The 13,945-nt window shown below is 69.5% G+C and carries 15 protein-coding genes; 6 read left to right on the top strand and 9 right to left on the bottom strand.

The window, feature by feature from the left end:
- On the top strand, positions 1 to 872 hold an 872-nt coding region (locus tag E4O86_RS19440), incomplete at its 5' end, for a lytic transglycosylase domain-containing protein (protein ID WP_246206508.1).
- A 4-nt stretch (positions 873 to 876) separates the two neighbouring features.
- Here E4O86_RS19440 and E4O86_RS19435 read toward each other — a convergent pair.
- The 8 genes from E4O86_RS19435 to E4O86_RS19400 all read right to left on the bottom strand — a co-directional run bounded on the left by E4O86_RS19435 (position 877) and on the right by E4O86_RS19400 (position 8,821).
- Positions 877 to 1,758 (bottom strand): SMP-30/gluconolactonase/LRE family protein, encoded by an 882-nt coding sequence (locus E4O86_RS19435; protein ID WP_161142213.1) that lies wholly within the window; start codon positions 1,756 to 1,758, stop codon positions 877 to 879.
- Positions 1,759 to 1,786: 28 nt separating this feature from the next.
- Positions 1,787 to 2,188 carry a response regulator gene (locus tag E4O86_RS19430; protein ID WP_161142212.1) on the bottom strand — a complete coding sequence of 134 codons (402 nt, stop codon included), beginning with the start codon at positions 2,186 to 2,188 and terminating at the stop codon, positions 1,787 to 1,789.
- A 169-nt stretch (positions 2,189 to 2,357) separates the two neighbouring features.
- Positions 2,358 to 3,341, bottom strand: coding sequence for a branched-chain amino acid ABC transporter permease (locus E4O86_RS19425; RefSeq protein ID WP_161142211.1), 984 nt, complete (start codon positions 3,339 to 3,341; stop codon positions 2,358 to 2,360).
- A gap of 1 nt (position 3,342) precedes the next feature.
- Positions 3,343 to 4,230, bottom strand: a complete 888-nt coding sequence (locus E4O86_RS19420) for a branched-chain amino acid ABC transporter permease (protein ID WP_161142210.1) — start codon at positions 4,228 to 4,230, stop codon at positions 3,343 to 3,345.
- A gap of 87 nt (positions 4,231 to 4,317) precedes the next feature.
- Positions 4,318 to 5,523, bottom strand: a complete 1,206-nt coding sequence (locus E4O86_RS19415; RefSeq protein ID WP_161142209.1) for an ABC transporter substrate-binding protein — start codon at positions 5,521 to 5,523, stop codon at positions 4,318 to 4,320.
- Positions 5,524 to 5,548: 25 nt separating this feature from the next.
- Complete coding sequence (locus tag E4O86_RS19410; protein ID WP_161142208.1) at positions 5,549 to 6,292, bottom strand: ABC transporter ATP-binding protein; 744 nt, start codon at positions 6,290 to 6,292, stop codon at positions 5,549 to 5,551.
- Positions 6,285 to 7,046: an ABC transporter ATP-binding protein gene (locus E4O86_RS19405; RefSeq protein ID WP_161142207.1), complete on the bottom strand. Its 762-nt coding sequence runs from the start codon at positions 7,044 to 7,046 to the stop codon at positions 6,285 to 6,287. The genes E4O86_RS19410 and E4O86_RS19405 overlap by 8 nt, the downstream gene beginning before the upstream one ends.
- A gap of 128 nt (positions 7,047 to 7,174) precedes the next feature.
- Positions 7,175 to 8,821: a peptide chain release factor 3 gene (locus E4O86_RS19400; protein WP_161142206.1), complete on the bottom strand. Its 1,647-nt coding sequence runs from the start codon at positions 8,819 to 8,821 to the stop codon at positions 7,175 to 7,177.
- Positions 8,822 to 9,104: 283 nt separating this feature from the next.
- Here E4O86_RS19400 and E4O86_RS19395 point away from each other — a divergent pair, with 283 nt between their 5' ends.
- The 5 genes from E4O86_RS19395 (at position 9,105) to E4O86_RS19375 (ending at position 13,579) form a co-directional block, all read left to right on the top strand.
- Positions 9,105 to 9,383, top strand: a complete 279-nt coding sequence (locus E4O86_RS19395; protein ID WP_161142205.1) for a (2Fe-2S)-binding protein — start codon at positions 9,105 to 9,107, stop codon at positions 9,381 to 9,383.
- A 62-nt stretch (positions 9,384 to 9,445) separates the two neighbouring features.
- Complete coding sequence (bfr, locus tag E4O86_RS19390; RefSeq protein WP_161142204.1) at positions 9,446 to 9,931, top strand: bacterioferritin; 486 nt, start codon at positions 9,446 to 9,448, stop codon at positions 9,929 to 9,931.
- A 141-nt stretch (positions 9,932 to 10,072) separates the two neighbouring features.
- On the top strand, positions 10,073 to 11,017 hold the full coding sequence (locus E4O86_RS19385) for a TAXI family TRAP transporter solute-binding subunit (RefSeq protein ID WP_161142203.1): 945 nt from the start codon (positions 10,073 to 10,075) through the stop codon (positions 11,015 to 11,017).
- A 61-nt stretch (positions 11,018 to 11,078) separates the two neighbouring features.
- A complete protein-coding gene (locus tag E4O86_RS19380) occupies positions 11,079 to 13,190 on the top strand; it encodes a TRAP transporter permease (protein ID WP_161142202.1) in 2,112 nt (703 codons plus the stop codon).
- A complete protein-coding gene (locus tag E4O86_RS19375; protein WP_161142201.1) occupies positions 13,187 to 13,579 on the top strand; it encodes a DUF1850 domain-containing protein in 393 nt (130 codons plus the stop codon). Before E4O86_RS19380 ends, E4O86_RS19375 begins: the two co-directional genes overlap by 4 nt.
- 45 nt (positions 13,580 to 13,624) lie before the next feature.
- On the opposite strand, the gene E4O86_RS19370 is transcribed toward E4O86_RS19375, so the two are convergent.
- Positions 13,625 to 13,945: ABC transporter C-terminal domain-containing protein (locus E4O86_RS19370; RefSeq protein ID WP_246206507.1), on the bottom strand; the 321-nt coding region annotated here is incomplete at its 5' end.

Raw genomic sequence — 13,945 nt, 5'->3', positions numbered from 1 at the left:
CGCTCGCCGCCGCCTCCGGCGCGCCCGTGCGCGCGCAGGACGGGCCGGCACCGCCCGCGCACGGCACGCCCGCCGCGGCCCAGCCGGAAGCCCCGAAGGCCGAGACCGATCCCACCCAGGCGATCTGCACGCTGATCGAGACGGCGGCGGAGCTCGAGAACCTTCCGGTCGCGTTCTTCACGCGCCTGATCTGGAAGGAGAGCTCCTTCCGCTCCGAGGCCGTGAGCCCCAAGGGGGCGCAGGGGATCGCGCAGTTCATGCCGGCGACGGCGCTCGAGCGCGGCCTTGCCGATCCGTTCGACCCCGAGCAGGCGATTCCGGCCTCCGCCAGGTTCCTGCGCGATCTCCGCAGCCAGTTCGGCAATCTCGGGCTGGCGGCCGCCGCCTACAATGCCGGGGCGCAACGGGTGGCGGCCTGGATCGCGGGGGAAGGCGGGCTGCCCTGGGAGACGCAGGACTATGTCGCGGCCATCACCGGACGTTCGCCCGACGCGTGGCTGTCGGCCGGACCGGCGGACGCGGAGCCGGAGGCCGAGCCGGAGAAGCCCATGACCTGCGCCGCGCTGGTCGCCGGCCTCGTGCGCGCGCGTGCGCCGAGCACCGGCCCCGAAGCGCCGTGGCAGCCATGGGGCGTGCAGGTCGCGGGGAACTTCTCGCGTGCCAGGGCGCTCGCGGCCTTCGCAAGCCTCAAGAAGCGCTTCCCGGCCGTGCTGGGCGACGCGCAGCCGCTCGTCCGCGCGGAGCGGAGCCGCAGCCGGGGGGCGCGGCCGCTGTTCCAGGTCCGGATCGGGGCGCCGAGCCGGGACCGCGCCGATGCGCTCTGCGCCAACCTGCGCCAGCAGGGCGGCAGCTGCGTCGTCCTCAGGAACTGAGCGGTCAGTCCGCCGCGAAGCGCCAGGGCGGCACCCCGGCGACCTCCGCCGCCGCCATGAAGAGCCCGCCGGATTGCGGCGCGCGGGCAAGCGCCTCCGGCGACCTTCCCTCCCGCAGGCTGGTGACGAAGAGGGTGCGGTAGCCCGGACCGCCGAAGCACGGCATGGTCGGGGCCGGCACGGGCACCGGGTGGCGCTCGAGCAGCACGGTGTCCGGCGAGAACCGGTTGAGCACGCCGGCAGACACGCCGGCGCTCCAGTAGCACCCGTCGAGGTCGGTCGCGCCGCCATCCGGCCGTCCCGCCGCCTCGTCGAGGGTCGCGAACCGGCTCCGCCCGCCGAGCGCGCCGTTCGAAGGGTCGAACGCGAAACGGTCGATCCAGGGTCCTCGCGTGTCGGAGAGATACATGGTCCGCCCGTCCGCCGACCAGGCGAGCCCGTTGCCGATCGTGAGGCCGGCAACGACCGCACGGACTTCGCCCTCGGGCGTGACCCGGTAGAGCGAGGCGGTCGGCCCCTTCTGCGGCCGGTCGTCCATCGCGCTGACCCAGAACGCGCCGTCCGGGCCGACCTTGCCGTCGTTGAGTCGGGCGACGGCCGGGTCGAGACCCATTTCAGCGAAGGGCTTCCGGTCGCCGGTTTCCGGATCGAACAGGATCAGCCTGTCGCGCAGCGCGAGGACCAGGCGCTGCCCGGCCGCGAGGCCGATCGCGGCGACCTCGGCCTCGAAGCTCCAGCTCCGCAGCGTGCGGCCGGCAAGCTTCAGCGCGTAGAGACGGCGGGACAGGATGTCGACGAAAAAGAGCTCGTCCCGGCGCTCGTCGTAGACGGGGCTCTCTGCGACCCGGCAGCGCAGATCGGCGAGGAGGCTGAACCTGAGCGCCATCGGTCGCCAGGCCGGGAAGGTCGCCGGGTCAGGCGGAGGGCTGGGACGACCAGCCGCCGCCGCCGAAGCCGGTGAAGCACTTGCGGACGGCGCCGAGCAGCATGTCGTCCGTGTAGGGCTTCGGGAGGCAGGCGCAGCTCGCGAAGGCCTTGGGCAGCGGGATCGTCCCCACATAGGAGCTGCAGAAGACGATCGGCACGCGGCGGTCGAGGAGCCGTTCGGCCAGCGGAAAGACGAGCTCGCCGCGCAGGTTGATGTCGAGGATCGCACCGTCGAGATCCTCGTTGTCGGCAGCGTCCTCGGCGGCGGCGAGGGTGGCGAAGGGGCCGATCACGGTGCAGCCGGCGCTCTCGAGCACCGCCTTCAACGCCATCGCCACCAGAATCTCGTCCTCCGTGGCGAGGATGCGCAAGTCGTTCAGTCGGACCATGCGGACGTAACGGGAAGCCTAACGCGGGGTTCCACTTTGGAAGGCAAGCGGAACCCCGGCAGGATAGCAGAAAGCGGGATCGTGTTCCAGGCTAAGGAACGGCGGCCGCCGGAGTTCGACTTCGGATATGCTCCGCGCGGCCTCGGCGACGGCCGACGACCGGCGACACCTAGAGCGGACGCCGGAGCAGCCTGGCCAGGAGACCGACGATGCCCTCGCGGAAGAGGAGCACGCAGGCGACGAAGATCACGCCCTGGATGATGGTGACCCAGGCCCCGAAGGCGGCGAGATAGTTCTGCATCGTCACGACGACGGCGGCGCCGACCATCGGCCCGAACACGGTGCCCATGCCGCCGATCAGCGTCATCAGGACGACCTCGCCCGACATCGTCCAGTGCACGTCGGTGAGCGACGCCAGCTGGAACACGATCGCCTTGACGGCGCCGGCGAGGCCGGAAAGGCCGGCGGAGAGCATGAACACGATGAGCTTGTAGCGGTTCGCCTCGTAGCCGAGGGAGATCGCGCGCGGCTCGTTCTCCCGGATCGCCTTCATGATCTGCCCGAAGGGGGAATGGATGACCCGGTGGATGATGAGCAGCCCGACGAAGAAGACGAGCGCGACGATGTAGTAGAGCGTGCGATCGTCGCCGAGATGGATGACGCCGAACAGCCATCCGCGCGGCACCGCCTGGATGCCGTCCTCGCCGCCGGTGAAACGGGCCTGGAGCGCAAAGAAATAGACCATCTGGGCGAAGGCGAGCGTCACCATGGCGAAGTAGATGCCCTGGCGGCGGATGGAGATGGCGCCGATCAGGGTGCCGAGGAGGACCGCCACGGCGGTGCCGAGGAGGATCGAAAGCTCCGGCGTCAGGCCCCAGGACTTCGCGGCATAGGCGGAGACGTAGCTCGCCATGCCGAAGAAGGCGGCATGGCCGAACGAGAGCAGGCCGCCATAGCCGAGGAGAAGGTTGAAGGCAGAGGCGAAGAGCGCGAAGCAGAGCACCTTCATCGCGAAGACGGGATAGACCAGGAAGGGCGCCGCAAGCAGGAGCACCGCGAGCGCCGCGAAGACGATGCCGTGATGGGCGTAGGAGCGCGCGCGCACGTCGAGCTCGGTCTCCTCGAAGGGGATCGTCTCGGTCTCCGCAGCCATGTCAGGCCGCCCGCCCGAACAGGCCTGCCGGCTTCACGAGAAGCACGAGGGCCATGATGACGAAGATCACCGTGGCGGCCGCCTCCGGATAGAACACCTTGGTGAGCCCCTCGACGAGGCCGAGCAGGAACCCGGTGACGATCGATCCGAGGATCGAGCCCATGCCGCCCACCACGACGACCGCGAAGACGGTGATGATGAGGTTCGCGCCCATCGTCGGGTTCACCGAGTAGATGGGCGCGGCGAGCACGCCCGCGAAGCCGGCGAGCGCCACCCCGAAGCCGTAGGTGAGAGTGACGAGCCGGGGCACGTTGACGCCGAAGGCCTCGACGAGCGTCGTGTTCTCGGTGGCCGCCCGCAGATAGGCGCCGAGCCGCGTCCGCTCGATCACGAACCAGGTCGCGAGGCAGACGACGAGCGAGGCGACGACCACCCAGCCGCGGTAGATCGGGAGGAACATGAAGCCGAGATTGGTGCCTCCCGCGAGCTGGGCCGGGATGGTGTAGGGCAGCCCGGAGACGCCGTAGCCGTTGCGGAACGCCCCCTCTATGACGAGGGCGAGCCCGAAGGTGAGCAGCAGGCCGTAGATGTGGTCGAGCTTGTAGAGCCGCGCGATCAGCAGCCGCTCGATCACGATCCCGAGCAGCCCGACCGCGACGGGCGCGAGGACGAGCGCCCACCAATAGCCGAGGCCGAGATAGTTGAGCAGCATCCACGCGAAGAAGGCGCCCATCATGTACTGCGCGCCATGCGTGAAGTTGATGATGTTGAGCAGCCCGAAGATGACCGCCAGGCCGAGGCTCAGCGTGGCATAGAAGGCGCCGTTGATGAGCCCGAGCAGGAGCTGCCCGAACAAGGCGGCGGTCGGAATGCCGAAGATCTCGGTCATGCTCGGTCGGCTCCTGTCGGACTGTTCCGGCGGCGATCCGCGGGACCGCCGCCGGCACCTCGATCGTTCAGCGGAGGCGCGGGCCCCTCACTGCTTGACGAGCGGGCAGCCGCCCTCGTTGAGCGGCCGGAACGCCTTGTCGGCGGGGATCGTCGCGAGCAGCGTGTAATAGTCCCACGGGCCCTTGGACTCTTCCGGCTTCTTCACCTGGAAGAGGTACATGTCGTGGATGTGCCGGCCGTCCTGGCGGACCTGCCCCTTGCCGAACAGCGGATCCTCGGTCGGCATCTCCTTCATCTTCGCCATCACGGCGGGGGCCTCGTCGGTCTTCGCCGCCTCGACGGCCTTCAGGTAGTGCAGGACCGAGGCGTAGACCCCGGCCTGGACCATGGTCGGCATGTCGCCGTCATGGGCTTCGGCGAAGCGCTTCGACCAGGCGCGGGTCTGGTCGTTCAGATCCCAGTAGAAGGCTTCCGTCAGCACCAGCCCCTGCGCCGTCTGCAGGCCGAGGGCATGCACGTCGGTGAGGAAGATCAGGAGCCCGGCGAGCGCCTGGCCACCCTGGGTGATGCCGAACTCGGACGCCTGCTTGATGGAGTTGATGGTGTCGCCGCCGGCATTGGCGAGGCCGATCACCTTGGCGCCGGAGGCCTGCGCCTGCAGCAGGAAGGAGGAGAAGTCCTGGCCCGGGAAGGGATGCTTGACCGAACCGAGCACCTTGCCGCCCGCCGCCTCGACCACGGCCGCCGTGTCGCGCTCGAGCGCATGGCCGAAGGCGTAGTCCGCCGTCACGAAGAACCAGGTGTCGCCGCCGCGCTCCACCATCGCCTGGCCGGTGCCGTGGGCGAGCGCCCAGGTGTCGTAGGTCCAGTGCACGAGGTTGGGCGAGCACTTGGCGCCGGTGAGGTCGGAGGCCGCGGCGCCGGAATTCAGGAACACCTTGTTCTTCTCGCGGACGACCTCGTTGACCGCGAGCGCCGCCGAAGAGGTCGGCACGTCCACGATGACGTCGACGCCGTCCTGGTCGATCCACCGGCGCGCGATGCTGGAGGCGATGTCCGGCTTGTTCTGGTGGTCGGCGGAGACGATCGTGACGTTGATGCCCTTGTCGGCCGCCTTGAAATCCTCCACCGCCATCCGCGCGGCCACCACCGAGCCCTCGCCGGAGAGGTCCGCATAGACGCCGGAGCGGTCGTTGAGCACGCCGATCTTGACGTCGATGCCCTGCGCGAGCGCGGTGCCGCTCAGGAGCATGGCCGCCGCCGCGGCCAGGATCAGGTTCTTCGCATGCATTCCACTGCCTCCCGTTATCGTTCCCTCACACGCCGAGATAGGCGTGCAGCTTGTCGCGGTTCCGCTCGAGATCCTCGTTCGGGACCATGTCGACGACCCGCCCCTGCTCGACGACCCAGTGCCGGTCGGCGACCTCGGCGGCGAAATGCAGGTTCTGCTCGACCAGCACGACGGTGAAGCCGAGCGCCTTCAGCCGCCGCACCGTCCGCCCGATCTGCTGGACGATGACGGGCGCGAGGCCCTCGGTCGGCTCGTCGAGGAGGAGCAGGCGCGCGCCGGTGCGCAGGATGCGGCCGATCGCCAGCATCTGCTGCTCGCCCCCGGAGAGCTTGGTGCCCTGGCTCCGCAGCCGCTCCGCGAGGTTCGGGAAGAGCTCCAGCACCTCCGCCACCGTCAGGCCGCCGGGCTTCACGACGGGCGGCAGCAGCAGGTTCTCCTCGACGTCGAGGCTCGAGAAGATGCCGCGCTCCTCCGGACAATAGCCGATGCCCATCCGGGCGATCGTCCGCGACGGCAGCCCGATTGTCTCGCGGCCGCCATAGCGGATCGAACCGCTGCGCTTCTCGAGGATGCCGATGATCGCCTTGAGGGTGGTCGTCTTGCCGGCGCCGTTGCGGCCGATCAGCGTCGCGACCTCGCCCTGCCGCACGTCGAGCGCGATGCCGTGGAGGACATGGGACTCGCCGTACCAGCCGTGCAGCGCCTCGACCGCGAGGAGCGCCCCGGCCGCCTCGGCGCCGGCTTCGGGGAGAAGTGCCGCCTCAGGCATGGCCGGTGCCGATATAGGCTTCGAGCACGCGCGGATCGGCGGAGACGGTGTCGTAGTCGCCCTCGGCGAGGACCTGGCCGCGCGCCAGCACGGTGATGCGGTCGGAAAGGGTCGAGACGACGGAGAGATTGTGCTCGACCATCAGCACGGTGCGATCGGCGGAGACGCGCCGGATGAGCTGCGCCGTGCGCTCGACATCCTCCGCGCCCATGCCGGCGGTCGGCTCGTCGAGGAGCATCATCTCGGGGCCGAGCGCGAGCGTGGTGGCGATCTCGAGCGCCCGCTTGCGCCCGTAGGGCAGCTCGCCCGCCGTGCCGTTCCTGTAGGCGGCGAGCCCGACCGCCTCGAGGAGGTCCGTCGCGTCGTCGTCGAGACGGGCGAGCACGCGCTCGCTGCGCCAGAAATCGTACGAGCCGCCGCGCCGCCGCTGCAGCGCGACCCGGACGTTCTCGAGCACGGTCAGATGCGGGAACACGGCCGAGATCTGGAACGAGCGGACGAGCCCCAGCCGCGCGATCTCGGCCGGGCGCATGCCGGTAATGTCGCGGGAATTGTAGGTGATGGTGCCGGCGGTCGGCTTCAGGAACTTGGTGAGCAGATTGAAGCAGGTCGTCTTGCCGGCCCCGTTCGGACCGATCAGCGCATGGACCGAGCCGCGGCGCACCGCCAGATCGACCCCGTCAACGGCGACGAAGCCCTTGAACTCCTTGCGGAGACCGGACGTCCTCAGGATCACGTCGTCGGACGGCGCCATGCGCCCTGCCTCCCTCCCCCGCGCGCCTTCTCTTGTTCTTGCGCAGCAGAGAAATGCATCCGGGAGGCGAGGTCAATCGGGTCCTTCGCCCAAAGATTCGCCAGCGCCGTGCTGACGTAGCGTCAGCTCTAATATGTCAGCTCGCAGGTGTCGCTGAAGCGGACGGCCGGGTAGCGCTTCTGATTGTTGTCGAGCTCCCATTGGCTGCGGGCGAGATAGACGGGGCGGCCGTCGCGGTCTTCGGCGATCGCGCTCATGTTCTCGCGGCGGAACTCCTCGAGCGCCTTCGGATCGTCGGAGCCGATCCAGCGCGCCGTGACGAAGGGAGCGGTCTCGAGCTCGATCGTCGCGCCGTACTCGCCCTGCACGCGCGACTTCAGCACGTCGAGCTGGAGGATGCCGACGACGCCGACGATCCATTGCGAGCCGAGGGCCGGACGGAACACCTGCACGAGGCCCTCCTCCGCGAGATCCTCGAGCGCCTGCCGGATCTGCTTCACCTTGCTCGAATCGCCCGCCAGAACGCGGCGCAGCACCTCCGGCGCGAAGGCCGGGAGGCCGGTGAAGCGGATCGCCTCGCGCTCGGAGAGCGTGTCGCCGACCCGGAGCGTGCCGTGGTTCGGGATGCCGATCACGTCCCCGGCGACCGCCTGCTCCGCGATCTGCCGCTCCTGCGCGAAGAAGATGACCGGGCTGTGGACGGTTATGGGCTTGCCGGAGCGCACGTGGTTGAGCTTCATGCCGCGCCGGAACCGGCCGGAGCAGAGCCGCACGAAGGCGATGCGGTCGCGGTGGTTCGGGTCCATGTTGGCCTGGACCTTGAAGACGAAGCCGGTCACCGCGTCGTCGCCGGGCGCGACCTCGCCGGCATCGCTCGGCTGCGGGCGCGGCGACGGCGCCTCCGCCGCGATGAGGTCGAGGAGGCCGTCGATCGAATAGTCGCGGAGCGCGCTGCCGAAGACCACCGGCGTCAGATGGCCCTCGCGGAAGGCGGCGCGGTCGAACCGGGCATAGCCCTCCTGCGCGAGCGCGACCTGATCGCGGAACTCGGCGAGGATCGGGGCGGAGACGTAGGCCTCGAGCTTCGGATCGTCGGGGCCGTCCGTCTCGACGAGCGTGTCGAAGGCGCCCCCGCGCCCGTGCGAGGAGGTCAGGAAGCGGTTGCCGACCAGGTCGAACACGCCGTGGAAGTCGGTGCCCATGCCGACCGGCCAGGCAACCGGCGCCGCATCGAGGGCAAGCGTCGATTCGATCTCGTCCAGAAGCTCGAACGGATGGCGGCCCTCGCGGTCGATCTTGTTCACGAAGGTGACGATCGGGATGTCGCGCAGCCGGCAGACCTCGAAGAGCTTGCGCGTCTGCGCCTCGATGCCCTTCGCGGCGTCGATCACCATGACGGCGGAATCGACCGCGGTCAGCGTGCGGTAGGTATCCTCCGAGAAGTCCTCGTGCCCCGGCGTGTCGAGCAGGTTGAAGGCGAGGCCGCCGCGCTCGAAGCGCATCACGGTCGAAGACACGGAAATGCCGCGCTCGCGCTCGATCGCCATCCAGTCCGAGCGTGTCCGGCGCTGCTCGCCGCGCGCGCGCACCGCTCCGGCAAGCCGGATCGCGCCGCCGGCAAGGAGCAGCTTCTCGGTCAGCGTGGTCTTGCCGGCGTCCGGGTGCGAGATGATCGCGAAGGAGCGCCTGGTGCGCGGGTCGAGGATGTCGGCCGCGCCGCCCGAGGGCGCCGGGGCCGCCTCGCCCGCCTGGCTGCGAACTGCCGTCTCACTCATTCCCGTGGATCACCTGCCGAACTGATGCCGCGGCCGAAATGCCGCGCCGCTGCGAGCGCCTTGGGCCGCGCAAGGCCGCAAATATGCCGCGCATGCTGGGTTTGTCGCCGCCGCCTATCTATGGATTCATGGCGGCCTTGTGTACCCCCCGCCGAAATCCTGATTCTCGAGGTCTTGAATCTTGCCCGCTTGAAATGATCTATGGCGGGGACACCTTTGACCATCGCCGTCACGCCGGCGCCGGCCGCAACCTGCCGAAGGCAGTCACGCCAGCCGAGGAACCATGATCGTCTGCTCCTGCAATATCATCACGCGACGCGCGATCGAGGAGACAATCGAGCAGATCCTGGCCGAGGATCCCTATGCGGTGCTCACGCCCGGCCGCATCTATCACCGGCTCGGCAGGCGCGCGAAATGCGGCGGCTGCATCCCGCAGGTCGTGCGGATCATGGTCGAGCACGGCGAAAAGGTGCGGGCGCGGCTGCAGGCGGAAGCGGAGGCCGAGCGGAAGGTGGTCGTCGTCGAACGCGAACTCGAAGTGGTGTTTCTAGAACGATTCTAATTCGGTCTTGCCCTTCTCGCGCGCTGTCCTAAAGATTGCTCCCGACAGCCAAGGGGAGCGCCATGAAGGGCAGTGACCGCGTTATCGAATGTCTCAACCAGGCTCTGAAGATGGAGCTCGGTGCGGTGAACCAGTACTGGGTTCACTACCGCCTGCTCGAGGACTGGGGCTTCCAGCACCTCGCCAAGAAGGAGCGCACCGAATCGATCGAGGAGATGCACCACGCCGACAAGCTCGTGCAGCGCATCATCTTTCTCGAGGGACATCCGAACCTGCAGACGGTCGCGCCGCTCCGCGTCGGGCAGAACATCAAGGAAGTGCTGGAGGGCGATCTCGCCGGCGAATACGACGCGAAGGACGCCTATACCCGCTTCCGCGACGTGTGCGAGGAGGCGAAGGACTACGTCTCGAAGAACCTTTTCGAGGAACTGCTGACCGACGAGGAAGGCCATATCGACTTCCTGGAGACGCAGCTCGACCTGCTCGGCTCGATCGGCGAGGAGCGCTACAAGCTTCTCCAGGCGAGGCCCGGCGACGAGGCCGAGTAGCCGCCGGAATGACGGAACGGGAAGGCGCCGCGGGCGATGCGGCGCCTTCTTCGTTTCCGGACCGGCTTTTCCGGCTCGCCATCGGCCCGGGGCCGCGTTAGTTTGAGCCGAAACCGGCCGGAACGAACGGGAGGGAATTTCATGCGGTTCTGGAAGACTGTGGCGGCCGTGGCCGCGATCAGCCTGGCTGCGACGGCGGCCGCGCGCGCCGAAACCTTCATCAACATCCTGACGGGCGGCACATCGGGCGTCTACTATCCGCTCGGCGTGGCGCTCTCGAAGATCTACGCCGACGCGATCCCGGATTCCAAGCCCTCGGTCCAGGCCACCAAGGCCTCCGTCGAGAACCTGAACCTCCTCCAGCAGGGCAAGGGCGAGATCGCCTTCACGCTCGGCGACAGCCTGGCCTTTGCCGTGAAGGGCGATGCGGAGGCAGGCTTCTCCAAGCCGCTCGACAAGCTCCGCACGATCGCCGCGATCTACCCGAACTACGTGCAAGTGGTCGCGACCGCCGATTCCGGCATCAAGACGCTCGCCGACCTCAGGGGCAAGCGGGTGTCGGTCGGCGCGCCGAAATCCGGCACGGAGCTCAACGCGCGGGCGATCCTCGGGGCAGCCGGCCTCTCCTACCAGGATCTCGGCAAGGTCGAATACCTGCCCTTCGCCGAATCCGTCGAGCTCATGAAGAACCGCCAGCTCGACGCCACGCTCCAGTCCGCCGGCCTCGGCGTCGCCTCGATCCGCGACCTCGCCTCCTCGGTGCCGATCACCGTCGTCGAGGTGCCCGCCTCGATCGTCGGGAAGATCGGCGCGCCCTATGTGAGCCGGACGATCCCGGCCGGCACCTATCAGGGGCAGCAGGCGGACGTGGAGACCGCCGCCGTCGTCAACTATCTCGTCAGCTCGACCGAGGTCTCCGACGACATCGCCTATGCGATGACCAAGGCGATGTTCGAGCATCTCGACCAGATGGCCGCGGCGCATGCGGCCGCGAAGGCCATCAAGCTCGACGAGGCGGCGAAGAACTCGCCCGCGCCGCTCCATCCGGGCGCCGAGAAGTACTACAAGGAAAAGGGCGCGATGTGATCCGCGCGGGGCGCTCCGGCGCCCCGCTGCGCAGGCACGACGCGCGGTCCGCCCGACACCCATGACCGAGGCTGCCGATTCCACGACGCTCCCGCGCGAGGCGCAGGAGTTCGGATGGGGCACCGGACGGCACGCGCTCGTCCTCTTCTGGATCGCGGTCGCGTTCTCAGCGTTCCAGCTCTGGACGGCCGCCTATGCGCCGCTGCCGAGCCAGGTCATCCGCGCGATCCATGTCGGGTTCCTGCTGCTCCTGCTGTTCGGGCTCGTCTCGGCGCGGCACGCGCGCTCCCCGGCGCAGGCGGCGCTGCTCTGGGCGATCGGGATCCTCGGCTTCGCGATCGGCCTCTACCACTGGTACTTCTATTCCGAGATCCTGTTCCGCGCGGGCGACCCGAACATGGCCGACATCGTGGTCGGCACCGCCGCGATCGCCGTCGTGTTCGTGGCCGGGCGGATGATGATGGGCTGGGCGCTGCCCCTCATCTGCGCGGCCTTCCTGCTCTACGGCATGTTCGGGGAATATTTCCCGTCGCCGCTCAACACCCGCGGCTACGACTACGCCCAGATCGTCGACGCCCTCTTCCTCGGCACCGAGGGCATCTACGGCACGCCGATCTACGTCTCCGCGACCTACATCTTCCTGTTCATCCTGTTCGGCGCGTTCCTCGAGCGCGCCGGCATGATCCAGCTCTTCAACGACATCGCGCTCGGGACCGTCGGCCACACCAGGGGCGGGCCGGCCAAGGTTTCGGTCGTCTCCTCCGCGCTGATGGGCACGATCAACGGCTCGGGCGTGGCGAATGTCGTCACCACCGGCCAGTTCACCATCCCGCTCATGAAGCGCTTCGGCTTCCGGCCGGCCTTCGCGGGCGGCGTCGAGGCGACCGCCTCGATGGGCGGGCAGATCATGCCGCCGGTCATGGGGGCGGTCGCCTTCATCATGGCCGAGACGCTCGACGTGGCCTATGTCCAGATCGTCAAGGCGGCGATCGTACCGGCCATCCTCTATTTCGCGACCGTGTTCTGGATCGTCTCCCTGGAGGCGGGGCGGCTCGGCCTGCACGGCATCCCGAAATCCGAATGCCCGAGCGCGCTCGGCGCGCTGCGGCGGAGCTGGTACCTGATCCTTCCGCTCGCCGCGCTCGTCTACCTGCTCTTTTCCGGCTACACGCCGCTCTTTTCCGGCATGGTCGGGCTGGCGCTCACGGCGCTGATCATCCTCGGCGGCCCGGTCTCCGGCGCCACCGGGTCGCTCGCGCTCCGCGCGCTCTTCTGGGTCGTGCTCGGGCTGCTCGCCGCCGGCGCCTTCGAGTTCCGCTTCTCGATCGGGGGCCGGCCGGTCAGCGGGATCACGGTGGTGCTCGCGCTGACCGCGCTGCTCGTCGTCCTCAACCTCTTCGTCCGGGGCGGACGCGAGACCCTTTCGCTCGCGCTGGAGAGCCTCGCCGAAGGGGCGAAGAACGCGCTGCCGGTCGGGATCGCCTGCGCGCTCGTCGGGATCATCATCGGCGTGCTGACGCTCACCGGAGCGGCGACCACCTTCGCCCGCTTCATCGTCTCGGCGGGCCAGTCCTCGCTCTTCTTGTCGCTCGTCCTGACGATGTTCACCTGCCTCGTGCTCGGCATGGGGATCCCGACCATCCCGAACTACATCATCACCTCCTCGATCGCCGGCCCCGCGCTCCTCCAGCTCGGCGTCCCGCTGATCGTCAGCCACATGTTCGTGTTTTATTTCGGCATCATGGCCGACCTCACCCCGCCAGTGGCGCTCGCCGCCTTCGCGGCCGCGCCGATCGCGCGCGAGACGGGTCTCAGGATCGGGATCCAGGCGATGCGGATCGCCGTCGCCGGCTTCGTGGTGCCGTTCATGGCCGTCTACACGCCCGCCATCATGCTGCAGGACGGCGGCCCGCTCGCCGCCGCGATCGGGTACTGGCCGGCGGTCGCCTATGCGGTGCTGAAGGCGCTCGTCGCGATCGGGCTCTGGGGCGCCGCCACGATCGGCTACCTGCGCGGGCCGCTGGCGCTCTGGGAGCGGCTCTGGGCCTTCGCCGCCGCCGCGCTTCTCGTCGCCGCGCTGCCTGTCACCGACGAGCTCGGCTTCGCTGCCTGCGCCGCCTTCGTCGCCTGGCACGCCTGGAAGACCCGCCCGGCGGCCGCGCCGGCGGGATGACCGGCCTCTGCCTTGCCGGCGGCGGGGCCGCGATCAAGATCGCGACGGCCGGGTTCGTGCTGTCCTGGGTCCACACGATCGAGCACACGCGCTGGAGCGAGCGGTGGGAGATCCGGCCCGAGGGCCTGGTCGTCGCCGAAGCCGCGATCGAGACGAGCGGGGCGGGCATGGACCCGCCGGACGGCGCGCGGCTCGAGGACGGGCGCTATGTCTGGACGCCGAGCGTGCCGCCGATTTCGGAGCTGGTGCTCCGCCGCGCGCCGGAGGCCGGCGACTGGACGCTCTGCGCCGCCGGTGCGTGCCGGACGATCGCCGCCTGGCTGACGGCCGACGCCGACCCGGTGCGGCTCAGCCCGGCCGACGGCGCATGCGCCCCGCCCCCGGACTGACGCGGCGCGTAAGCACAAGGCGGGCCGGCGCGCCGCGGCGGCCTGTCAGCCCTCGATCTCCTCGCGCAGCATCTCGAGCCGGAGCCATTCCTCCTCGGCCTCCGCGATGCGCGCCTCGGCCCGCGCGAGCGCGGCGGCAGCCTCGGCAAAGCCGGCCGCGTCCCTCCCGAAGAAATCCGGCTCGGCTAGGCGGGCGCTGAGCCGGCGGGCCTCGCCCTGCAGGCGCTCGATCTCGTTCGGGAGCGTCTCGAGCGCGTGCTTCTCCTTGAACGAGAGGCGCCTGCGGCCGCCCTCCGGCTTCGGCGCGGCGGCGGGCGCGGGCGCAGGCTTCGCCCGCTGCGCGGCCTCCGGCTTCGGCCCGAGCGG

The sequence above is a fragment of the Propylenella binzhouense genome, from assembly GCF_009866965.1.
In the GTDB taxonomy this organism is placed as follows: Bacteria; Pseudomonadota; Alphaproteobacteria; order Rhizobiales; family Afifellaceae; genus Propylenella; species Propylenella binzhouense.
This window is presented reverse-complemented; position numbering and strand designations above follow the sequence as displayed.

Coding starts and splice junctions, on each gene's coding strand:
- E4O86_RS19435 (WP_161142213.1), bottom strand. CDS start 1,758: ATGGCGCTCAGGTTCAGCCTCCTCGCCGATCTGCGCTGCCGGGTCGCA.
- E4O86_RS19430 (WP_161142212.1), bottom strand. CDS start 2,188: ATGGTCCGACTGAACGACTTGCGCATCCTCGCCACGGAGGACGAGATT.
- E4O86_RS19425 (WP_161142211.1), bottom strand. CDS start 3,341: ATGGCTGCGGAGACCGAGACGATCCCCTTCGAGGAGACCGAGCTCGAC.
- E4O86_RS19420 (WP_161142210.1), bottom strand. CDS start 4,230: ATGACCGAGATCTTCGGCATTCCGACCGCCGCCTTGTTCGGGCAGCTC.
- E4O86_RS19415 (WP_161142209.1), bottom strand. CDS start 5,523: ATGCATGCGAAGAACCTGATCCTGGCCGCGGCGGCGGCCATGCTCCTG.
- E4O86_RS19410 (WP_161142208.1), bottom strand. CDS start 6,292: ATGCCTGAGGCGGCACTTCTCCCCGAAGCCGGCGCCGAGGCGGCCGGG.
- E4O86_RS19405 (WP_161142207.1), bottom strand. CDS start 7,046: ATGGCGCCGTCCGACGACGTGATCCTGAGGACGTCCGGTCTCCGCAAG.
- E4O86_RS19400 (WP_161142206.1), bottom strand. CDS start 8,821: ATGAGTGAGACGGCAGTTCGCAGCCAGGCGGGCGAGGCGGCCCCGGCG.
- E4O86_RS19395 (WP_161142205.1), top strand. CDS start 9,105: ATGATCGTCTGCTCCTGCAATATCATCACGCGACGCGCGATCGAGGAG.
- bfr (WP_161142204.1), top strand. CDS start 9,446: ATGAAGGGCAGTGACCGCGTTATCGAATGTCTCAACCAGGCTCTGAAG.
- E4O86_RS19385 (WP_161142203.1), top strand. CDS start 10,073: ATGCGGTTCTGGAAGACTGTGGCGGCCGTGGCCGCGATCAGCCTGGCT.
- E4O86_RS19380 (WP_161142202.1), top strand. CDS start 11,079: ATGACCGAGGCTGCCGATTCCACGACGCTCCCGCGCGAGGCGCAGGAG.
- E4O86_RS19375 (WP_161142201.1), top strand. CDS start 13,187: ATGACCGGCCTCTGCCTTGCCGGCGGCGGGGCCGCGATCAAGATCGCG.